The sequence below is a fragment of the Bradyrhizobium sp. GW821-FHT13H05 genome, assembly GCF_058804065.1.
This window is the reverse complement of the sequence record NZ_JBXAPO010000022.1, coordinates 19583-39430: the sequence shown is the minus strand read 5'-3', so window position 1 is coordinate 39430 and position 19848 is coordinate 19583. Positions and strand designations below refer to the sequence as shown.

The window sequence follows — 19848 nt, the reverse complement described above, 5'->3', positions numbered from 1 at the left end:
GCTTGTGCATCATTGCACGATGACGTCGGCCTGGAGCGCGCCAGCCGTCTTGATCGCCTGGAGGATCGCGATGATGCCTGACGGCTTGAGGCCGATCTGGTTCAATCCGCGCACCAGCCGCTGCAGATCGACGCCGCTCAGGATCGCCACCTGCGATCCGGCTTCGTTGGCCTCGACCACGGTCTGGGGAACGACCACGGTCTGACCTTGCGAGAACGGCGCCGGCTGCGACACCACGGGAAGCTCCGTGACGCGGACCGTCAGATTGCCGTGCGTCACCGCAACGGTCGATATCCGCACGTCCCGCCCGATCACCACCGTGCCGGTGCGCTCGTTGATCACCACCCGCGCCGGTGTGTCCGGCTCGACCGTCAGCTCGCCGATTTCGGCAAGGAAGCGGACCGGGCCGATATAGCGCGGTTTCGACAGCACGATGGTGCGATAGTCGCGCTCGAAGGCGATCTGCGCGCGATAGCGGCCGCCGGCATAGCGGTTGATGGCGTCGAGGATGCGGGTTGCGGTGACGAAATCGGGATTCTTGAGCTCGAGCACCAGGTATTCCATTTCGTGGAGACTACCGTGCACTTCGCGCTCGACCAGCGCGCCGTTCGGGATGCGCCCCGCGGTCGGCGTGCCCTGGCTGACGTTCTGCGCCTGGCCGCCCACGCTGTAACCGGCGACCGTGACCGCGCCTTGCGCCACCGCGTAAACCGCGCCATCCGCCGCGCGCAGCGACGTCATCACCAGCGTGCCACCGAGCAGCGAGGTCGCATCGCCGAGCGACGACACCGTCACGTCCATGCGCTCGCCCGCCCCGATCGACGGTTGCAGATCCGCGGTGACCATCACGGCCGCGACGTTACGCGTGCGCAGGGTCGTCGGACGCGGAGGGTTGTTGGTGCTGGTGGTCTCGTTCCTGACATTGATGCCCATGTTCTCGAGCATCGATTGCAGGGATTGTTCCGTGAACGGAGCATTGCGAAGCGTATCGCCGGTGCCGTTCAGGCCGATGACGAGGCCGTAGCCGACGATCTGGTTCTCGCGCAGGCCCTTGATGTCCGCGATGTCCTTGATGCGGACGGCGGCCTGGGCGCTGGCGGCGGAAACGAGGAGGACGAGCGCGAGCAGGAATCTGGTCATGACCCGTCCACGACCTTGACGGTGCCGTCCGGCTGAACGATGGCTCTGATGATCACGCCGGTATCGGTGTTTCGCACCGGAATGAGCGCGCCGGGCGCGCCTGATTGCATGGCCGAGCCGTAGGTCACGATCGACAGGCCGCTGTCCTCGACCACGACCTTCACCATGGCGCCGCGGGCGATGGTGAAGGGATCTTCCACCGAGTTGGTCGGGATCGGCTGGCCCGGCAGCAGTGCGCGCCGTGCCATGCGGCCGACCAGAACCTGCCGGCCCTCGATGAACATGGCAACGCCGAGCACGTTCGGCGCGAAGATCCGCTCCGTGATCATGTCGTCCCGGATCAGCTCGCCGGCGCGGATCGACACCGCCGGCACCGGAAGCCGCTTTTCCTCGGCCGCAGCGAATCGCGCCGAGACGAGAACCAGCAGCACGGCGGCCAACCCGCGCACGATCAGGCCCACCCTGTTCAACATGGACACACCGGAACTAGCGAAGGCCCTTCGATACGGTCGAGGCCATTTCATCCGAAGCCTGGATGACCTTGGCATTCATCTCGTAAGCGCGCTGCGCCGAGATCAACTCGGTGATTTCCTTGACCGGATCGACGTTCGAGGCTTCGAGATATTGCTGGTTGATCTTGCCGTAGCCGGAATCGCCTGGCAGGCCCACGACCGGCGTGCCGGACGCCGTGGTCTCGCGATAGAGATTGCTGCCGAGCGGCTCGAGGCCGGCCTCGTTGGCGAAATTGGCGAGATTGAGCTGGCCGATCTGCCGCGGGTTCACTTCGGTGTCCAGCTTGGCGAACACCTGTCCGGTCTGGTTGACCGTAACCTGGACCGTCCCCTGCGGCACCGTGATGGCGGGATCCAGCAGGTAGCCGTCGATCGTGACGAGCTGGCCGTTGGCATTGGTGTTGAACGAGCCCGCGCGGGTGTATTGCACCTCGTTGTTCGGGCCCAGCACCTGGAACCAGCCGCGGCCGTTGATGGCGAGATCGTAGGGGTTACCGGTCTGCGTGAGCGCGCCCTGAATGTGCAGCTTGCGGATTGCCGCGGACTTGACGCCGAGGCCGAGATTGGCGCCTTCCGGGATCGGCGAGGAGCCGTTGACGTTCGCGACGCCCTGCATGCGGTCCATCTGGTAGAACAGATCGGTGAATTCCGCGCGCGCCCTCTTGTACGACGTCGAGTTGATGTTGGCGATGTTGTTCGCGATGACTTCGATGTTGGTCTGCTGGGCATTCATGCCCGTAGCAGCAATGGCGAGCGATTTCACAGTGTCATTCCTTCAGGTCAAATCGACATACGAACGACTTCTTGGTAGGCCTGCACGACCTTGTCGCGAACCGCGACCGCCGTCTGCAAGGCCTGCTCGGCCGACATCAGCGCCTCCACGACCTTCCGCGTCGATTCTTTGCCCTGCATCGCCGAGATCGACGCCGCTTCGCCCGCCTTCAGCGTGCCGATCGCGTCCGTCGTCACCTGCTTCATCACCGATTCGAAGCCGGCGTCGTCGCCGGACTGAATCGGCGCCGTTGCAGCAGGCGAGATCGCCTGTGTCTCGGTCGCGCGGCTCGCCGCTTGCCCTGCGTTAATCGCGGTGGATGAAATTGCCTCAAGCATTGTCAGCTCCTCAGCAGGTCGATGGTCATGCTCAGCATCGACCTCACCTGTTTCACGACCTGGAGATTGGCTTCATAGGACCGGTTGACTTCCCGCATGTCGGCCATCTCGATCATCATGTTGACGTTCGGCATCTTGACGTAACCGGCCTTGTCGGCGGCGGGATGCCCCGGATCGTACTCCACGCGATACGGCGTAGTGTCGACCCCGATTTCCTTGACCTTCGAGAGCTGCGCGCCCGAGGCGCGGTCCATCGCGGCATCGAAGGTGATGGTCTTGCGCTGATACGGATCAGCGCCGGCGGTACGCCCTGTCGCCGTCGCGTTGGCGAGGTTTTCCGAGACGATGCGCATGCGCGTCGACTGCGCCTCGAGCCCGGAGCTCGCGACCGTCAGGGAGGCGCTCAGTGCGTCCAGCATGTCAATTCACCTCAGGTCTTCGCGCTCGTCATCAGCATGCGGTGGAACGACCGCACGACCGCCGAGTTCATTGAGTAGTCGCGATTGACGTCGCTGCCCTTGATCATTTCCTGCTCGAGACTGACGGAGTTGCCGGAGTGAACCACTTCCCAGCTGTCCTTCTTGGCGGTCGCGCGCGTGTCGCTCTCGGCGGCGGACAGCTGCATGTGCGACGGCGACGTCGTGGCAAGCCTGACCGGTGTTCCCTCGAGCACCTTGTTGAACGGCTCGACATCGCGCGCCTTGAAGCCCGGCGTGTTGGCGTTGGCAACGTTGGTCGCGATGGTCGACTGGCGAAGTTCGAGGTACCGCGCTTGCGACGATGCGAGTTCGAAGAGATAAAGCGGTCCCACGATAGCCCCATTCTGGTCCAGTCGAGGAGAAGCTTAGGGCGACAAGCTTTCGTCAGGCTGATGCAGCCGACGCCATCCTCGGAAATCTACTGGACCTTCTCGGGCCGCGGCGCCTGTTTCGACTGGAGGAAGTAGATGATCTCGGCGACGGGCCGGAAAAACTCCGCCGGAATCACCTGATCGACCTGAACTGCCTCGTAAAGCGCGCGCGCCAGCGCCTTGTTCTCGATGACAGGAATTCTGTTCTGCTCGGCGACTTCGCGGATCTTCAGCGCGATCACGTCCATGCCCTTGGCCACGACGAGCGGCGCGGGGTTTTCCTCGCGATTGTAACGCAACGCGATCGCGAAGTGCGTCGGGTTCGCGATCACCAGCGTCGCGCGCGCAGCAGAGGCGATCATGCGCTGACGCGAACGGTCGCGCGCCAGCGAGCGTAGGCGCGCCTTGATCAGCGGATCGCCTTCCGCCTGCTTGTGCTCGTCCTTGATCTCCTGCTTGGTCATGCGCAGCTGGCGCCGCCAGTGGAAACGTGCCCAGGCAAGATCGATCGCGACCAGGACGATGGTCGCGATGCAGATCGCCGAGACGATCCGCATCGCGATGTTGAGGATCATCTCGGGAAGCGCAACCGGATCGGTATACATCGCCTCGAACGCCCTCGCCTCCGACGAACGCAGCACGAAGGCGACGACCACGGTCACCGAAGCGAGCTTGAACAGCGACTTGGCGAACTCGACGATGCCCTGCGTTCCGAACAGCCGGCTCCAGCCACCGATCGGAGAGATTCGCGAAGGGTCCGGCATGATGCGCTGGAGCACCAGGCTGGGCGCGTTCTGCAGCAGCGACGCTGCCAGCCCGAACACCATCAAGATGGCGACCAGCGGCACCAGGAACCGCAACGCCTCGAGGCCGACCACGGTGAGCAGGTTCTGCACGTCGGCTCCGTTGCTGAGGGGAAAGCCGTCGGGGTCGTCGAGCAGGCTCTTCAGCGTCGGCGTCAATTGCTGCACGCCCTGACCGATCAGGAACATCAGGATCACCATCAGCGCCGCCATCGACGCGAAGATGGATGCCTCCCGAGAGACCGGAATATTGCCCTGTTCGAGCGAATCACGGACTTTTTTCTCGGTCGGCTCTTCTGTCTTGCTCTCCTGATCGGATTTATCTGCCATGCCCGTTCAGCGGTCAGCGGAAGACCAGCTCATCCTCCTGGTCGGGGTTGAGCTCGATTTCGCCCTTTTCCGCAAGGTCGAGTGCAAGGTCGGTGATGACGCGGCGCGCCTCCAGCACGTCACGCTGGTTCGAGGGCTCACCGATCGCGAGCTCGTGCTCGACGACACGGCGAACGCGCGAGGCGACCGAAGACAGGATCGTTTCGCGGAAATGCTTGTCGGTGCCCTTCAGCGCGACGACGATGCGATCGGTCGGCACCTGGTCGAAGATCATGGTGCGCGCCTTCGGCGTCAGGTGGATCACGTCGTCGAACGTGAACAGCAGCTCCTTCAGCACTTCGGCCGACTTCGGCCGCTTCTCCGACAGGCTCTTCAGCATGTCCTCGATATGGCCGCGCTCCATCTTGTTGATGATGTCGGCGACGCGGGCGTAGGTGTCGGCGCCGAGGTTGCGGGCAAAATTGAGCGTCAGGTCCTCGTGCAGCGTCTTCTCGAGGACCTTCATCGCGTCATCGACGATCGGCTTGAGGCTGAGCACGCGCCGCATCAGCTCGTTGCGCAGGCTCGACGGCAGCTGGCTCATCACCTTGGCGGCACAGGACGGCTTGACCTTGGACAGGATGAGCGCCGCGGTCTGCGGATGCTCCTTGGAGAGGTAGGTCGCCAGCGAATTTTCCGACACCGACGAGACGCGGTCCCACACCGACCGGCTCGAATTGCCAAGCAGGTCCGACATGATCGCCGAGACCTGGTCGGCCGGAAGCACGTCGCCGAGCACCGCTTCCAGGCCACCGATGGTGCCGAGAATGTTGGCACCCATCGAGAACTGCTGCGCGAACTCCTCGACGATCGATTCGAGTTCCTGCGCGGTGATCGGCCGCAGCTCGGCCGCAGCCTTGGTGACGATACGGATGTCCTGCGGCTCGAACTGCGAGAGCACACTCGCAGCCGCCTGCCGGCCCATGGCCAGCAGGAGTGCCGCGACCTTTTCCGTTCCACCCAGCGTGGCAACGCCTCGCTGTTTGATGGGAGCGATGCCGACCTGTGCCGCCATGTTCAGGTATCACCCTGCCCCAACGGCCCAACGATCTCCGTGAGCGAGACGCCGAAGCGGGAATTGTCCTCTTCGACGACAACCACCTCGCCGCGAGCGACGATGCGGCCATTGACGACGACGTCGACGGGCTCGCCGACCCGGTGATCGAGCGGAACCACCGCGCCGCGGCCAAGCTTCATCAGGTTCGCGACCGGGATGGTCGCCGATCCCAGCACCACCTGCATGGTGACGGGAATGCGCAGGATGGCATCGACATTGGCGAACTTGCCGGTCTCCTCCGCCGTGCGCGCGGCGATCTCGGCCAGCCGCTCCAGCGGAGACGTCTCGGTCTCTCCCGATGCAGATGCAGACTCGTAGTCGAAGGATTGCGCCATTTGGTATCGCCTCTTGGTATTTCCGCTCCCGGAGCGCCTCAACGCTCCGATCGTATTTGGTTCGCTGGTCCTGGCTTCAATGCTTGTTCACGTCGGCGCCGCCGGCGGTCGCGGCGGATGCCAGCCCGCTCCTGGCATCGAGCGCCGCGATCGCCTCGTGAGCCTGGTCGATCTTGGTACTGAGCACGTTGGCGAGCCGCCCGAGATTTGCAGTGGAATCGTGCGCCGCGGTGATGACCGTGTCGAAGGCGCCGGCCGTCTCGTGGACGATGGTCGAGAACTCACCCTGATAACTGCGCAAGCGCGCCAGCTCGCGGTGCATCCGGGTCACCCGCATGCTGGTGAAGGCGAGCGCAATCAGCAGCACGGCATCAACGAGATAGGATATCATCGACGAACTCCCGTTTCTGATCCACCGGATCGGCCACCTGCATGGCGTAATAGCCATCGAGCTGGCCGATCTGACACCAGAACAGCACCTGATTGTTGCTTTCGAGACGGGCCAGCGTGCGCGGCGTGGCTTCGAGCTCGAGCACCTGCCCGACCTGGAACTTCACGACGTCGCCGAGGGTCACCATCTTCTCGTCGAGCACCGCGCTCAACGTCACCTCGGTGCGATGGACCTCGCTCTCCATCTGCTCGCGCCAGCGCGGGTCGGCCGCGCGGCCGTCGCTGACGACGACATGCGCGAGCTTCTGCCTGAGCGGGTTGAGCGCGGAGTGCGGAATGATGAGGAACATCTGGCCGCCGCGGAACAGCGCCTGCACCATGATGTTCGCGCAGATCGACATGTTGCCGCTTCGACCGATAGCCAGCGACGCCATGGCGGTCTCGACCCGCTCGACGCGGAAGGTGACGTTGGAGGTGCCGGCGAAGGCGGATTGGAGCGCCTTCGCGAAGCGCTCGAACAGCGCCTGGACCAGCCGGATCTCGATGTTCGAGAAGGTGCGCTCGACGTCGAGCGGCGGCTCGGCGCCGTCGGATCCGAACATCGCCTCCACCATCGTGAACACGAAGTCGCGGTCGAGCATGATGATGACGCGGGAGTCCCACTGTTCGGCGTAGAGCACGGCAGCAACCGCGTTACCCTCGTAGTCCTTGATGATGTCGCCGAGGGGGTCGTTGGTGATGCCGTTGACCGAGAAATAGCACGGCGTTCCGGCCATCGGCTGCAGGCTGTCGGTGCACGATGCGGCCATGCGATCGAAGATCACATTGAGCATCGGCATGCGCTCGATGGAGATACCCGCCGCGTCGAGCAGGTAGTTCGGCAGCTGCTTCCGCTGATCGACTTCGACGTCTTCCATCATCGTCATGCGCGGGCCGCCTTCGGTTCGGCGTCGGTCGCGACAGCCTTGGGACCTGCGATCGTCTCGTTTTCGACGACGTCGATCGAGGGACGCTCGTTGCTCGATATCATCTTGCGGCCGTGCTCGACCGCAATCTGCGGCATGGCGCCGTTCATGAAGGCCAGCAGCGTCTGCTTGACGATGATGTAGGGCCGGCACTTCTTCTCGCGCGTCATCTTGATCTTGATCGCGAAGGGCGAAAGGACGCCGTAAGACAGGAAGATGCCGGCGAAGGTGCCGACCAGGGCCGCGCCGATGAAGCCGCCGAGCAGCTTCGGCGACTGATCGAGCGCACCCATCGCCTTGATGACGCCGAGCACGGCGGCGACGATGCCGAGCGCCGGCAACGCCTCGGACACCATCACCAGCGCATGGTAAGGTGCCAGCTTGCTCTTCACAATGGTGTGGATTTCCTCGTCCATCAACGCTTCGATCTCGTGCGTGCGCGCGTTGCCCATGATGATGAGACGGACATAGTCGCAGATGAACTGGAGCAGCGACGGGTCGCCGAGCACGCTCGGGAACGCCTTGAAGATCTCGGAGGACGAGGGATCGTCGATATGCGCCTCCACCTCGTTGCGGCCCTTGCCCCGCAGCTCACGCATCAGGGCGTGCAGCGCCCCGAGCAGGTCGAGATAATAGCGCTGCCCCGGTACCGCGCCGGTGACGGCCTGCATGCAGGCAACCCCGGTGTCGACGACCGTCTTCCACGGATTGGCCACGATGAAGGTGCCGACCGCAGTGCCCATGATGATCACGAATTCCCACGGCTGCATGAGCACGGCCAGATGCCCGCCCATAGCGGCGAAACCGCCAAGCAGCGCCGCCACCGTGATGAAAATCCCCACGAAACTGAGCAACGCGCCACTCCATCGCCGATCCCATCGGGAATATCTAGTCGGCGACGCTTGCGTGAAGCTGGCTTCCCGTTCGCCAGCCCCGCGCAAGCAATTGACGGCAGCTTGGGACGAAGTCGCAACGGCGGCCAAAGGGGCGCGTGTCATGCTATCCACCATCGCGGACTACACCAGACTGACCACGGACATGAGCAAGTCGATGACCCAGGTCGCGACGGAGCCCGATGTCAGCCGCGAGACGGATTATTTTCTCAGCCATATCGGCAACGTGAAGACGATCGACGACTTCCTGGGGGACTATCGCCTCTATTCCTATGCGATGAAGGCCTATGGCCTCAGCGACATGACCTACGCCAAGGCGTTCATGCGCAAGGTGCTGACCGAGGGGGTCTCGGACCAGGACGCCTTCGCCAACAAGCTCTCCGACACCCGCTACCGGGAATTCGCCACCGCCTTCAATTTCGCCGCCAACGGCGACCAGGCGACCTCGACCACCGCAGCCACGACCGGCACGGCGACCCAATACGTCACGCAGACGATGGAGCAGAACGCCGGCGACCAGAACGAAGGCCTGCGGCTGGCGCTCTATTTCACCCGCAAGGCCTCCACGATTACGACCGCCTACCAGATCCTCGCCGACAAGGCACTGACCCAGGTGGTCCAGACCGCCATGGGCTGGTCGTCGACGATCAGTTCGTCCGACATCGACGCCCAGGCCAAGATGATCACGGACAAGATCGACCTCACCGATTTCCAGGACCCGACCAAGGTCACCAAATTCGTGCAGCGATTCGCGGCGATGTGGGATGCGACCCAGGCCCAGAGCGACACCTCGACCAACCCCGCGCTGGTCCTGATCGGCGGCGCGGCGGCCAGCATGGACACCGACCTGCTCACGACACTTCAGAACATCAAGTTCAACAGGTAAGTCATGCAATCGGCTCTCTATGTCGGCTTGTCGGCGCAGGTCGCGCTCGAGAAGCGCCTCCAGACGATCGCCAACAACGTCGCCAACGTCAACACCGCGGCCTTCCGCACCGACGTCGTGAAGTTCGAGACCGTGCTGTCCAAGGCAGGCGCGAATCCGGTCGCCTTCTCCTCGCCCGGCGACAACATCATCTCGCGCGAGCAAGGCAGCATTACCGAGAGCGGCAACCCGCTCGACGTCGCCGTGGTGGGACAGGGCTGGCTCGCCTTCGCCGGCCCCAACGGTACGGTCTATACCCGCGACGGCCGGCTCCAGATCGCCGCCAATGGCGACCTTCAGACCGTGTCCGGCTTCCCGGTCATCGATTCCGGCGGTGCGCAAATCACGATCGACCCGAACGGCGGCCCGATCGCGATCTCGCGCAGCGGCGCGATCACCCAGGACAACAACGAGATCGGCACCATCGGCCTGTTCAACATTCCCGCTGACGCCAATCTCGATCGCTACGGCAATTCGGGCGTCACGCCCGACCGCCCCGCGACCGCCATCGCCGATTTCTCCCGCGACGGCTTCAAGCAGGGTTATGTCGAGGGCTCCGGCGCCAATCCGATGATGGAATTGACGAAGCTGATCGCCGCTTCGCGCGCCTTCGACGGCACCAATTCGATGATCGAGGGCACCGAGAGCTCGCTCCAGAACGCAATCCGGACGCTGGGCGAGCCCGGCAAATAGACCTGCAAGTAGAGTGCGCCTCGTGCGCAATGAGGGTGGACGGTTTCCTTGAACGCTCTTCGGCAACTCGAGTGGGCGCTGCTGGAGCTTCAGCAGAGCACTCCCCTGGCCAGCGTCAGCGGTTCGATCTCCGAGATCGCGCCGACGCATTTCCGTGTCTCCGGCCTGTCGCGCTTCGTCAGGCTTGGTGAGCTGATCGGCGTCAACTCCGGCGGCAAGCCGCAGATCGGCGAGGTGATCAGGATCGACAGCGAGGGCATCGTCGCCAAGCCGTTCGACCGGCAGTTTGCCGGTGGCCTCGGCTCGGTCGCCTACCGGATGCCGCCACTGTCCTTCGCGCCCGATCCGAGCTGGAAGGGCCGCGTCATCAACGCGCTCGGCGCGCCCCTGGACGGACAGGGCCCCCTCACACCGGGATCGCGGCCGGTCTCGGCGGAAACCGAGGCGCCTTCGGCCATGAAGCGCGCGCGCGTCCACAAGCCGCTGCGCACCGGCGTGCGCGTCATCGACCTGTTTGCCCCGATCTGCGCCGGCCAGCGCGTCGGCATCTTTGCCGGCTCCGGCGTCGGCAAATCGACGCTGCTTGCCATGCTCGCCCGCAGCCAGGGCTTCGACACCGTCGTGCTGGCACTGGTCGGCGAGCGAGGCCGCGAGGTGCGCGAATTCATCGAGGACGTGCTCGGCGCCAATCGCAGCCGCGCCGTCACCATCGTATCGACCGGGGACGAAAGTCCGATGATGCGGCGGCTGGCGCCGAAGACCGCGATGGCGGTCGCCGAATATTTCCGCGACCGCGGCGAATCGGTCCTGCTCGTGGTCGATTCGATCACCCGTTTCGCCCACGCCTCCCGCGAGGTTGCGCTTGCCGCCGGCGAGCCCGCGGTCGCGCGGGGCTACGCGCCGACGGTCTTCACCGACCTGCCGCGCCTGTTGGAGCGCGCCGGCCCCGGCGAGGAGGGAACTGGGACCATCACCGGCATTTTCTCCGTGCTGGTCGACGGCGACGATCACAACGAGCCGATCGCCGACACCATCCGCAGCACGCTCGATGGCCATATCGTGCTCTCCAGGCACATCGCCGACCAGGCGCGCTATCCGGCGGTGGACGTGCTCGCCTCGGTCTCCCGTCTCGCCCACAATGTCTGGGACCCCGAGGAGCGCGAACTGGTGAGCAAGCTGCGCACCATGATCGCCAAATACGAGGACACACGGGACCTTCGCCTGATGGGCGGATACCAGTCGGGACGCGATTCGGGTCTCGACCAGGCGATCGACATGGTTCCGCGAATCTACAGCGCGATGCGGCAAGACGCCTCGGCTCCGCCGAGCGCCGACCCGTTCCGCGAGCTGCGGGACATGCTCAAGGGCGAGTAGAGCCAATTCCGCTCCGGTGGAATCGGAACGGGGCCCTGCTCATTATTTCGACAGTCGAACGCACATGCCGCCACGCGTCCGGCGCATGCAGCCCTGTTGCCGCTTGCCGTCGCCCGTGCGTCAACCATTCGGATGAGCGTTGAGCTGCTGCAGCGCGCCGGACGGACCGGACGGTTCTCTCGTTGCGGCCACAACAACCGACGCGTGCATTCCCTGCGAGTTCCCCCGTCGATTCTCCAGCAGATCGCAGAAGTTGTGGATGACTCATCAACGCAGGCCACCTTGTCATGCACAAGCTTCGATCAACTTGCATCAACGACGGACAGCAACATGTCGTGCAATCAAACCGTCGCATAGTTGCGCGCATGTTGCTTGTGGAACAGCGTATTGCATTCACTATCATGTGTCCCGAACAGCGAGATTGTCTTGAACGTTACATTCGCCTGCAACGACATCCCATCTCCGAGAGCGTCTCTACTTGATTTTGTTGAGAAGCTCATTCATCGTTTCGACGGCTTATAAGAAACGTCTGCTTGTGACTTGAACTTTAGGGGCCTCGGTTGAACTACTCCGATCCATCGTCGGCAGGTGACGGCAACTCGGGCTCCCGTGCGACGACGACGCGATTGGCATGCCATCAGCGACGCAACCTTTCGCTTCGGACGAAGCAACGCCGATTGGTCCAGGTCGAACGCATTGCAGTCCGTGCTTTCGCGCAAAAGTCTGCTGCGGTGTGCTCGTCGGACATCTCAGCTCGTCTGAGGTCTCTCGAAGCGGTCGTGAGCCAGGGCGCAAGGCGGCTTCGGGACGCCGCAGACCAAGCTCCGGGAGCGAGGTAGATCCATGCCATTGGCACGAGAAGCCGTCGAGCTGCTGGTCCAGGCGGCGAGGGCTTGGTATTTCGAGGGCAATCAACATGGATTGCGCGATCGCGAATGGATGGCGCTGCGCTTTCTTGGCCGCGCCAACAGGTTTTCGCGCACGCCGTCCGCGCTCGCGGGCTTCATCGGCGCCACAAGGGCGACTGCATCGCAGATCGTAAAGACGCTGGAAAGCAAGTCCTTCCTGGTGCGCAAGCCCTCGCATGAGGACAAGCGGTCGGTGGTGCTCCACGTCACCGCGCAGGGCGAGAAATGCTTGAGCCAGCACGATCCGATCAATCACGTCGTGAATGCGGTCACTGCGCTCGGAACCGAGGAGTGCATCAAACTGCGCGACCAGCTGCGGGAGATCCTCAATCATCTCGACGCAGCCCATCAGCGACTTGATGCCAGCATCTGCCGCGACTGCATGTTTCTCGCCGAACGCAGCCCGGGACACAGTCCGGCTGCCGCGAAGGGCCGTGCAACCGCCGAATTCATGTGCCGGCTGTATCGTGCGCCTGTTTCCCTCGAGGAGACCGAACTGCTCTGCACCAGTTTCGAGCGCACCCGCGATCGCCCGAAGATCGAAGAACATCTCGACCGCGCCCGCGTGGCAAGCCAGGGTTGAGGCGAAGGTCCGCAGCCCAAGAGCAACTTCCGCGCGAATGGCGGTGCCAAGGCTTGCGGAAGATTTTGCGGCGAGATCATGCGACGTGACGATATCCGCCTCCACGTCGTCATTGCGAGCGCAGCGATGCAATCCAGACTGCCGCTGCGGAAAGACTCTGGATTGCTTCGCTGCGCTCGCAATGACGGAGCATGAGGCGATGGCTTCGCTCTCCAAACACCACTGCCATTGCCCGCGAAAGCGGGGAATCCAGTACGACGCGGCCTCTCGATAAATCATAGGCGCTTCGGAATACTGGATCGCCCGGTCAAGCCGGGCGATGACAGCGAGTATGGTTGCAGACACGCCTTCGCATCCTCGCGGCTGATTTCGCCCGAGCTTTGCCTGGTCGCTCCACCCTCTTTAAGCCAAGAGGGCGCAGGGAAGGCCGGGTGCTGACCTCGCACCCGCGGTCCGCTGCGCGAAACGCACACGCAGGAAAACCGCACAGCAGCATACAGGTGGTGCCAATCACTCGGCCTTCCCTGCGCGATGGTTGGACGGCTTATGCCGTGCTCTCCCGGGAGCCGAACTTTCCTTCTGGCCTCCCTCGCCTCGCGAATTGGATGATGCAGTCTGCCCGGTTGGGCTCGCTCGCACCTTCGCGAAGACTTGACCGTAGCAACGACGGCCAGGACCACACGGTTTTGCCGTACGCAGCTCATCCGGCTTCGCCAAAAGGCTTCGCCGGACTTCCGCGCCGCTCGTCCGCACGTGGCCACGGGCTCACAGGGACTACCCGCCCTGCCCGCGCCTCTCGCGCACGACGCCGCCGCGTCCACCGCAACCCGGCTCGCATATCGTGACGACGTACGATCGCCCCTCAAGGATGAGCCGGGATGGGCGACACATACGCCATTTCCGAATTTCGGTAAAGTGGAATATTTTTGCGCGGGCGGGTTGACGGCCCCGCGGGTGTTTTGCCCGTCGGGCAAAATCTCGTAGCCCGATAGAGCGAAGCGCAATCCGGGTCCTGCCACAGGCGACAGCGGCCCCGGATTACGCTTCGCTCCATCCGGGCTACTGGGCCAGGCGTCCCGCGCCCTCACACCGTCTGCGTTGCGCAACAAAAAACACCCGGCGGTTTCCCGCCGGGTGTTCGTTCACGTGGTTTCGACAGATCTTACCAGTTGCGCTGAGCGCGCAGGATCATGGCGATCGAGTCCTGGTCCTTCAGCTCGTAAACCGCGGTCGGCTTGGCGGTCGCGACGTTCGGGACGAGGCCAACCGTACCGGAGTACTTCTGGTCGAGGTGGGTCCAGGACAGGTCAGCCGAGAACGTCAGGTTCTTGACCGGGGTCCAGCGGGTGACGATACCGAGCTGGCCGATCGCGAAGTCCGGGTTACAGCTGGTCACACCCGCCAGGCCACCGAACACGCCGCCAGCACCGCCAGCGCCGCAGAGGGTGGTCTTGGCCAGCGTACCGAACTGGGCCTGAGCGTAGGCACCGTAGATCGCCGAGTTCCAGTAGGGATCCCAGTTGTGGGTGTAAGCGCCACGGAAGCCCCAGGTCTTGACGGTTTCCTGCGAGCTGCCGGTCACGAACACCGTGTCGGGAGCGTTGGCGAAGCCGATGCTGCCGTAAGCGCCAGCAACGCCCGAGTTGCCGTACAGAGCGTAGGAGCTGCCCGACAGGTTCTGGAAGTTGTAGCGGGTCGCGCCGTCGGTGTAGACGCCCGAAATGTTGATCGTGTCACCCGCGCCAGTCGGGATGTTCTTGATCGACAAAGCGAGCTGCACAGCCCAACCCCACTTGTCGTCGGGGTGGCCGGTGGTCTCGGAAGCGCCGTAGTAGCCGACGTGGTTGTCATGCGCAGCCACCGACGCCTGGAAGAGGCCCCAGGCCTGGTCGACACGCACCATACCAACGAGGTTCGGCGAACGGGTGCCGCCGATGGCGTTGGTGCCGTACGAACCGCCGATCATGCCACCCGCGGTCGCGCCGGACATGTTGAGGTTACCAGCCTGATAGTACTGGGTGGTATCTTCAGCCGAGAACGCCGCCGTCACGCCCTGGCCGAAGTCGGCCGTGTACGTGAACTGGGTGACACCGGTGACGGTGCCGCTGCCGCCGACGAGGTTGTCGGTGATGTTGCCGGGATAGTTGGTCCAGGGCGCGTCGAACTGCGACACGGCCTTACCCATGGTGAAGCCGGCGAACTGGATGAAAGCGTAGTACACGCCGAGACCACCGCCCGAAGTGTTGCCGTCGGTGCTGTTCACCGCGCCGGAGCCGTTCGAACCGACGAGGGCGGTGCCCGCAGCGTTGAGACCGAGCGTACCGCTGTACTGGCTTCCGCCCGTTGCCGAACCGGTCGGGGTATAGTTGCCGGTCGTCCAGGAGAACACGCCGTCGAAGAAGGTGCGGACCACGCCGTACTCGGTCGCGGTGCGGGTGTCGATGTTCAGGTCTTCACGAGCGCGGAAGGTGTAGTAGTTCATCATCCGGTTGCGAGCGCCGGCCGTACCGCTCTGGTTCGGATTGAAGTCCGAGTTCGAGCCGAGCACGGCGTCAGCGCGCATGTAACCACCGAGCTTGATGCAGGTGTCGGTGCCCGGGATGTAGTAGAAGCCGGCGCCGTACAGCGAGCAGATCTTCACGTATTCGACTGCCTTGGCCTTCACGGGAAGGTCGGCTGCGAACGCACCGGAGGCGGCCATCAGGCCGGCTGCCGAGCCAAGAAGAAGCGTCTTCGTAAACTTCATTAGTAAACCTCCAGGTCGGTTCAGGGGGCTCGCCCCCTCGTCGGAGGCCGCTTTACCCACTTCAATTTCCGTTCAATTCAGGCCCGCACTGAAAGTCCGGACTGAAACGACAGTGAGGTGCCCCCCCTCCGTCGTGGCTTCACGTATAGTTTATAAAAGCAGTTGCCTCAATTTATTGATTTGATGAATCGCAAGTTCCGAAGGCGATGTGGCTTGGGAGCAACAGCGACCACCTTGTCATCAATAACAATCTGATAAAAAACAAGAAAAGCCCTCGGGGGGCATCCCGAGGGCTTCTTGGAGGTCTCACATCGCTGTCCCGTCGACAAAGGTCAAGAGCAGCAGAGATTGAGTGAGCAAAGGCGTAATTTAATTAATTGAGTTTTGCAAGCATTAAATCGCCGGGCGATTTCGATCATTCGGTGTCTAACACTATCGTCGGTGCGCGATCTTCGAGACGGCTCCCCAATATCCCATTAAAGATAGGGGATAAGACACATGGGGAGGGGCGCCACATGATCGAGAAGAAACTCGACAGGGCAATCACGGACTTCATCTGGAACGTCGTAGAGATTCACTCTCAGCTGGAGGACATCCACGCCAGCTGGGCCGAACTGCTGGGCATTACCGAGCCGCAGTGGCTGATCCTGATGGCCATCACCGAACTGGACGAGGGGCGAGGCGTCGCCGGAATCGATATCGCCAACAAGTTGCGCGTCCACCCCGCCTTCGTGACCAACCAGACCAAGAGCCTCGAAAAGAGCGGCTTCCTGTCGCGGCGGCCGGCCGCGGACGACGCGCGCTTCGTCCTGATGTCGCTGACGGCAAAGGCCACGGCCGAGATCGAAAAGCTGTCCAAGAGAAAGCTCGCCTTGAACTCGACCATGTTCAACGAGCTCGACGAGAAGACCCTCGCAGATCTGAATGACGCGCTCACGACGATTGCCAAGAACGCCCGACTGGCTGCACGATTGCTGGCGATCGACGTGTCGTGATCCGTCGATGCGCGGACGCCGCTAGAGGTAGGTCACGGGATCCATCGCGCGGGCGACGCCCAGCTTGCTGTCGAGCCATTCGAGAATGAAATCGTCCACAGCGATAAAATTCTCGACCTCGCCCAGAGGGTGCGGGATGCAGTTCGGCACCACGGTCGAGCAATCAGCTCCGGCCTGGCGATAGCCGGCTTGCAGTTCGAGAGCATCCTCCTCCCATACCATTGAGCGACTTCCGACGACCACGAGAAGCGGGCAGGCTATTCGACGCGACGGCAACAACGCCCCCGGCGAGGTCGCGTCAGGAACGGCCTGCTCAAGGCCGCTCATCCAGCGCACCGATGCCCGGCGCATGACCGGCGCCGCAATGCCGCCGTCGCACACGGCGGCTGCGATCCTGCGATCCAGCAGGGCAAGGCGGGACGCATGACTGGCGCCCGCCCCTTCGCCATAGACCGCGATCCGCTGCGAATCGACGTCCGGGCGCGCCTCCAGATAGTCCAGCCAGCATTGAAGCATATGCTCCGGCTTGAAGGGGCGACGAACGGACGAATTGCCGGCATCAACGAGCAGAAGCGACACGTGCCGGCGGCATGAGGCCGGCAACAACCTGCTCATCATCGCGCCCAAGGTGGCTTCCTCGTCGGCGATGCAGATGACCACCGGTGAAGGCCCGTGACGGAACGCCGGCAGAAAGAGTCCGGTCAACGCCCCCTGATCAAGGCAATCGATCTTCACACGCTCGATCACTGAACCGGCGTCATCCTCAAAACCCCTCAGGCCGATACCGAACCTGTCTGCGAGATCGCCATCCGCGATATCTCCCGGACAGGACAAACTTCGCGCGACTTCCAGCGCGGTCAGCGAGCACAGCCACGCTTCCCCGGCGATCCGGGCGGACTCATCTCTGCGCGCGGCTTCGGCGGATATTCGGTAGTCGTCTGCGACCCTCAACCAGTCCGAAACCCACAGATGCCTGGACGCCTCACGCACAAGGTCTGCGACCGACAAGCTTTCGAAAAATCCGGACGCGCGATTGCGCAAGCGCGCCAGGCTGCCACCCGCGCCGTCGCACGAGCCGTGAGACCAATGATCACCTTCCATGTCAGTCTCCGAACGGCGTCGTCAGCGAATACCAAGGCTTGGATTACCAAGACTTGGATTCCCGAGACTTGCCAGCTGCGCTTTCAGCGGAGCGCCCTGCACAATTGCACGATGCGATTGGAGATGGGCTTGATCGCGACCGCTCCGCTTGCGTCCGCCGATGCTGTCCGTCGCGTCGATCTCTTTCGCGGCCCTTTGGGCGTCGCGCAGCGAAAGATCTCCATAGCCTGCGTCCGATCCAGTCTTCGCCGCGGCGAGACCCGGCCTGATGATCATTCCGTCTTCGCTTCGCGCGACACGGGACGAAACGGTCCTTGGTTCAAACGAGCCGGTCTCGATACAAAGCTCACGCCGGCTCACCTCAATCGTCACACCTCAGCTCCGTTGCTGATACAGCATTTATTGCACCGCACCACTCTGCCATTTTTGCGGTTCGAAGTTTGTAGTTTTTTGTTGTGACCGACGATTAAAATATAGAATTCGTTTGCTGACAGAGCAGGCAGGATCGCCGCGCGTCATCGTGAATCCTTATGTCGCCATACAGCGAAAGCTGCGGCGGATTGTCGCTCATCGCAGCCCAGCTCGCGAACCGTGACACCCCACGATCACTTCACCCTCTCTGCGTGTAAGATTCGCAGATTCCAGATTTTCGAATTTCGACAACGTCGAATGGTTCGGCGATCGCGACCGGACCGTTTCCGACACAGCGCGCGCGTTTTTCCCGCCGGGCAATGTGAGAAACCGCGTCGCCGCAGCGCCCTGACGAGCCTGCCTCTCGTGGTCCCCGTCACAATGCGAACGAAGCGGGAATATCCGCATCCCGTTGTATGCATTATCCCAGTTGCCATCGCCGGGCACTTCGCTTTACATGCCGCCAAATCGCCCTTGGATCATGGCCGGGGCGCAAAAATCACATGACATTTCAGGGGACGAGACATGGCGCGCAACATTCTGATTCTCGGGGCTTCCTACGGGTCGCTGCTCGGCACGAAGCTGCTGATGGCAGGGCACAACGTCACCCTGGTCTGCCGTGCCAAGACCGCCGAGCTGATCAATCGCTCCGGTACCGAGGTGCGCATCAAGTTGCGCGACGAGGCGGTACACCGTGCCATCTTCTCGCGGGACCTGCCCGGCAAGCTCGACGCCGTGACGCCGGCCGATGTCGACTTGTCCCGTTACGATCTGGTCGGCCTTGCGATGCAGGAGCCGCAATACACCAACCACACGGTACGCGTTCTCATGGTCAGGATCGCCGCGGCGAAGCTGCCGTGCCTGTCGATCATGAACATGCCGCCGCTGCCTTATCTGAAGCGGATTCCGGCACTCGCCGACATGGACCTCGAAGAGGCCTATACCAATGCGCAGGTGTGGGAACGGTTCGAGCCGGGATTGGTGACGCTGTGCTCGCCCGACCCGCAGGCCTTCCGTCCGCCGGAGGAAGCCGCGAATGTGCTTCATGTCGGCCTGCCCACCAACTTCAAGGCGTCGGTCTTCGCCGACGAGAAGCACAACAAGGTGCTGCGCGAGCTCGAAGCCGACATCGATGCGGTGACGCTCGACGGCCACGACGTGCCGGTGAAGCTGAAGGTGTTCGACTCATTGTTCGTGCCGCTGGCGAAATGGTCGATGCTCCTGACCGGCAACTACCGCTGCATCACGCCGCATGAGCCGCAGTCGATCCGTGACGCCGTGCATGGCGATCTCGCCCGCTCACAGACGATCTACGACCATGTCGACGCCATCGCCCGCAAGCTCGGCGCCGACCCGCAGGACCAGGTGCCGTTCGCGAAATACGCCAAGGCCGCCGAGAGCCTGCTCAAGCCGTCGTCGGCCGCGCGCGCGGTGGCGGGCGGCGCGCCCTTCATCGAGCGCGTCGACCTGCTGGTGAAGCTGATCTCGCATCAGCTCGGCACGCCCAATGCCGAGATCGACCGCACGGTCGAAACCGTGGACATGAAGCTGAACGAGAAGATCGTTCAGGGCGGATCGGGCGCGCAGTAGCGACTACAGCCAGGTTACGCCGATCACGGTCACGCGCGCGACCGAACCTCCGCGTGATCAGGCGGGACTGTTCCAGGTGTGGCGCAAACTCAACGAGA

The 19848-nt window shown here is 63.2% G+C and carries 21 protein-coding genes; 6 read left to right on the top strand and 15 right to left on the bottom strand.

From position 1 onward, the window contains the following. Positions 1-9: 9 nt before the first annotated feature. The 12 genes from flgI to motA form a co-directional block, all read right to left on the bottom strand. On the bottom strand, positions 10-1140 hold the full coding sequence (flgI, locus tag AC1RR3_RS36690) for a flagellar basal body P-ring protein FlgI (RefSeq protein ID WP_492829889.1): 1131 nt from the start codon (positions 1138-1140) through the stop codon (positions 10-12). Continuing rightward, positions 1137-1613 carry a flagellar basal body P-ring formation chaperone FlgA gene (gene flgA / locus AC1RR3_RS36685; protein ID WP_492829887.1) on the bottom strand — a complete coding sequence of 159 codons (477 nt, stop codon included), beginning with the start codon at positions 1611-1613 and terminating at the stop codon, positions 1137-1139. Before flgA ends, flgI begins: the two co-directional genes overlap by 4 nt. A 13-nt stretch (positions 1614-1626) precedes the next feature. Then, entirely contained in the window at positions 1627-2415 is a 789-nt protein-coding gene (flgG, locus tag AC1RR3_RS36680; protein WP_492829885.1) for a flagellar basal-body rod protein FlgG, read from the bottom strand. Between the two features lie 17 nt (positions 2416-2432). Then, positions 2433-2762, bottom strand: coding sequence for a flagellar hook-basal body complex protein FliE (fliE, locus tag AC1RR3_RS36675; RefSeq protein WP_492829883.1), 330 nt, complete (start codon positions 2760-2762; stop codon positions 2433-2435). Between the two features lie 2 nt (positions 2763-2764). Then, positions 2765-3181, bottom strand: coding sequence for a flagellar basal body rod protein FlgC (gene flgC, locus AC1RR3_RS36670; RefSeq protein ID WP_492829881.1), 417 nt, complete (start codon positions 3179-3181; stop codon positions 2765-2767). Between the two features lie 11 nt (positions 3182-3192). Then, positions 3193-3573: a flagellar basal body rod protein FlgB gene (gene flgB, locus AC1RR3_RS36665; RefSeq protein WP_492829879.1), complete on the bottom strand. Its 381-nt coding sequence runs from the start codon at positions 3571-3573 to the stop codon at positions 3193-3195. Positions 3574-3659: 86 nt separating this feature from the next. Continuing rightward, positions 3660-4745, bottom strand: coding sequence for a flagellar biosynthesis protein FlhB (flhB, locus tag AC1RR3_RS36660; protein ID WP_492829877.1), 1086 nt, complete (start codon positions 4743-4745; stop codon positions 3660-3662). A gap of 13 nt (positions 4746-4758) precedes the next feature. Continuing rightward, entirely contained in the window at positions 4759-5799 is a 1041-nt protein-coding gene (locus AC1RR3_RS36655; RefSeq protein WP_492829875.1) for a flagellar motor switch protein FliG, read from the bottom strand. Positions 5800-5801: 2 nt separating this feature from the next. After that, positions 5802-6176: a flagellar motor switch protein FliN gene (gene fliN, locus AC1RR3_RS36650; RefSeq protein WP_008141776.1), complete on the bottom strand. Its 375-nt coding sequence runs from the start codon at positions 6174-6176 to the stop codon at positions 5802-5804. A 76-nt stretch (positions 6177-6252) separates the two neighbouring features. Then, positions 6253-6567 carry a hypothetical protein gene (locus AC1RR3_RS36645; RefSeq protein WP_247330531.1) on the bottom strand — a complete coding sequence of 105 codons (315 nt, stop codon included), beginning with the start codon at positions 6565-6567 and terminating at the stop codon, positions 6253-6255. Then, on the bottom strand, positions 6548-7486 hold the full coding sequence (locus tag AC1RR3_RS36640) for a FliM/FliN family flagellar motor switch protein (RefSeq protein ID WP_035967086.1): 939 nt from the start codon (positions 7484-7486) through the stop codon (positions 6548-6550). Before AC1RR3_RS36640 ends, AC1RR3_RS36645 begins: the two co-directional genes overlap by 20 nt. A 2-nt stretch (positions 7487-7488) precedes the next feature. Then, on the bottom strand, positions 7489-8385 hold the full coding sequence (gene motA / locus AC1RR3_RS36635) for a flagellar motor stator protein MotA (protein WP_492829872.1): 897 nt from the start codon (positions 8383-8385) through the stop codon (positions 7489-7491). Positions 8386-8527: 142 nt separating this feature from the next. Here motA and AC1RR3_RS36630 point away from each other — a divergent pair, with 142 nt between their 5' ends. From AC1RR3_RS36630 to AC1RR3_RS36615, 4 genes are all read left to right on the top strand, one after another. Beyond that, the gene (locus tag AC1RR3_RS36630) at positions 8528-9310 is read left to right on the top strand and encodes a DUF1217 domain-containing protein (protein WP_492829870.1); all 783 of its coding nucleotides are present in this window, start codon (positions 8528-8530) and stop codon (positions 9308-9310) included. 3 nt (positions 9311-9313) lie between these two features. Next, positions 9314-10042 (top strand): flagellar basal-body rod protein FlgF, encoded by a 729-nt coding sequence (gene flgF, locus AC1RR3_RS36625; protein WP_492829868.1) that lies wholly within the window; start codon positions 9314-9316, stop codon positions 10040-10042. Positions 10043-10090: 48 nt separating this feature from the next. Then, positions 10091-11416 carry a flagellar protein export ATPase FliI gene (gene fliI, locus AC1RR3_RS36620; protein ID WP_492829866.1) on the top strand — a complete coding sequence of 442 codons (1326 nt, stop codon included), beginning with the start codon at positions 10091-10093 and terminating at the stop codon, positions 11414-11416. Between the two features lie 843 nt (positions 11417-12259). Beyond that, positions 12260-12907 carry a MarR family winged helix-turn-helix transcriptional regulator gene (locus AC1RR3_RS36615; RefSeq protein WP_492829865.1) on the top strand — a complete coding sequence of 216 codons (648 nt, stop codon included), beginning with the start codon at positions 12260-12262 and terminating at the stop codon, positions 12905-12907. Between the two features lie 1162 nt (positions 12908-14069). Here AC1RR3_RS36615 and AC1RR3_RS36610 read toward each other — a convergent pair. Continuing rightward, positions 14070-15653, bottom strand: a complete 1584-nt coding sequence (locus tag AC1RR3_RS36610; RefSeq protein WP_492829863.1) for a porin — start codon at positions 15651-15653, stop codon at positions 14070-14072. Between the two features lie 515 nt (positions 15654-16168). Between AC1RR3_RS36610 and AC1RR3_RS36605 the strand changes: the two genes are divergently transcribed. Further along, a complete protein-coding gene (locus AC1RR3_RS36605) occupies positions 16169-16648 on the top strand; it encodes a MarR family winged helix-turn-helix transcriptional regulator (protein ID WP_492829860.1) in 480 nt (159 codons plus the stop codon). Positions 16649-16669: 21 nt separating this feature from the next. Here the strand turns inward: AC1RR3_RS36605 and AC1RR3_RS36600 are convergent, their stop codons facing one another. Both AC1RR3_RS36600 and AC1RR3_RS36595 read right to left on the bottom strand, forming a co-directional pair. Next, the gene (locus AC1RR3_RS36600) at positions 16670-17749 is read right to left on the bottom strand and encodes an alpha/beta hydrolase family protein (protein WP_492829858.1); all 1080 of its coding nucleotides are present in this window, start codon (positions 17747-17749) and stop codon (positions 16670-16672) included. Between the two features lie 21 nt (positions 17750-17770). Further along, positions 17771-18121 (bottom strand): hypothetical protein, encoded by a 351-nt coding sequence (locus tag AC1RR3_RS36595; RefSeq protein ID WP_492829856.1) that lies wholly within the window; start codon positions 18119-18121, stop codon positions 17771-17773. A 564-nt stretch (positions 18122-18685) separates the two neighbouring features. Here AC1RR3_RS36595 and AC1RR3_RS36590 point away from each other — a divergent pair. Then, positions 18686-19750, top strand: a complete 1065-nt coding sequence (locus AC1RR3_RS36590) for a ketopantoate reductase family protein (RefSeq protein WP_492829854.1) — start codon at positions 18686-18688, stop codon at positions 19748-19750. Positions 19751-19848 lie beyond the last annotated feature (98 nt).

What these genes read in the sequence shown, in the direction of transcription:
- AC1RR3_RS36590 (WP_492829854.1), top strand. Translation starts at nt 18,686, where the DNA reads ATGGCGCGCAACATTCTGATTCTCGGGGCTTCCTACGGGTCGCTGCTC.
- fliE (WP_492829883.1), bottom strand. Translation starts at nt 2,762, where the DNA reads ATGCTTGAGGCAATTTCATCCACCGCGATTAACGCAGGGCAAGCGGCG.
- flhB (WP_492829877.1), bottom strand. Translation starts at nt 4,745, where the DNA reads ATGGCAGATAAATCCGATCAGGAGAGCAAGACAGAAGAGCCGACCGAG.
- AC1RR3_RS36655 (WP_492829875.1), bottom strand. Translation starts at nt 5,799, where the DNA reads ATGGCGGCACAGGTCGGCATCGCTCCCATCAAACAGCGAGGCGTTGCC.
- flgI (WP_492829889.1), bottom strand. Translation starts at nt 1,140, where the DNA reads ATGACCAGATTCCTGCTCGCGCTCGTCCTCCTCGTTTCCGCCGCCAGC.
- AC1RR3_RS36630 (WP_492829870.1), top strand. Translation starts at nt 8,528, where the DNA reads ATGCTATCCACCATCGCGGACTACACCAGACTGACCACGGACATGAGC.
- flgF (WP_492829868.1), top strand. Translation starts at nt 9,314, where the DNA reads ATGCAATCGGCTCTCTATGTCGGCTTGTCGGCGCAGGTCGCGCTCGAG.
- flgA (WP_492829887.1), bottom strand. Translation starts at nt 1,613, where the DNA reads ATGTTGAACAGGGTGGGCCTGATCGTGCGCGGGTTGGCCGCCGTGCTG.
- AC1RR3_RS36645 (WP_247330531.1), bottom strand. Translation starts at nt 6,567, where the DNA reads ATGATATCCTATCTCGTTGATGCCGTGCTGCTGATTGCGCTCGCCTTC.
- AC1RR3_RS36605 (WP_492829860.1), top strand. Translation starts at nt 16,169, where the DNA reads ATGATCGAGAAGAAACTCGACAGGGCAATCACGGACTTCATCTGGAAC.
- AC1RR3_RS36600 (WP_492829858.1), bottom strand. Translation starts at nt 17,749, where the DNA reads ATGGAAGGTGATCATTGGTCTCACGGCTCGTGCGACGGCGCGGGTGGC.
- AC1RR3_RS36610 (WP_492829863.1), bottom strand. Translation starts at nt 15,653, where the DNA reads ATGAAGTTTACGAAGACGCTTCTTCTTGGCTCGGCAGCCGGCCTGATG.
- flgC (WP_492829881.1), bottom strand. Translation starts at nt 3,181, where the DNA reads ATGCTGGACGCACTGAGCGCCTCCCTGACGGTCGCGAGCTCCGGGCTC.
- fliN (WP_008141776.1), bottom strand. Translation starts at nt 6,176, where the DNA reads ATGGCGCAATCCTTCGACTACGAGTCTGCATCTGCATCGGGAGAGACC.
- AC1RR3_RS36640 (WP_035967086.1), bottom strand. Translation starts at nt 7,486, where the DNA reads ATGATGGAAGACGTCGAAGTCGATCAGCGGAAGCAGCTGCCGAACTAC.
- AC1RR3_RS36615 (WP_492829865.1), top strand. Translation starts at nt 12,260, where the DNA reads ATGCCATTGGCACGAGAAGCCGTCGAGCTGCTGGTCCAGGCGGCGAGG.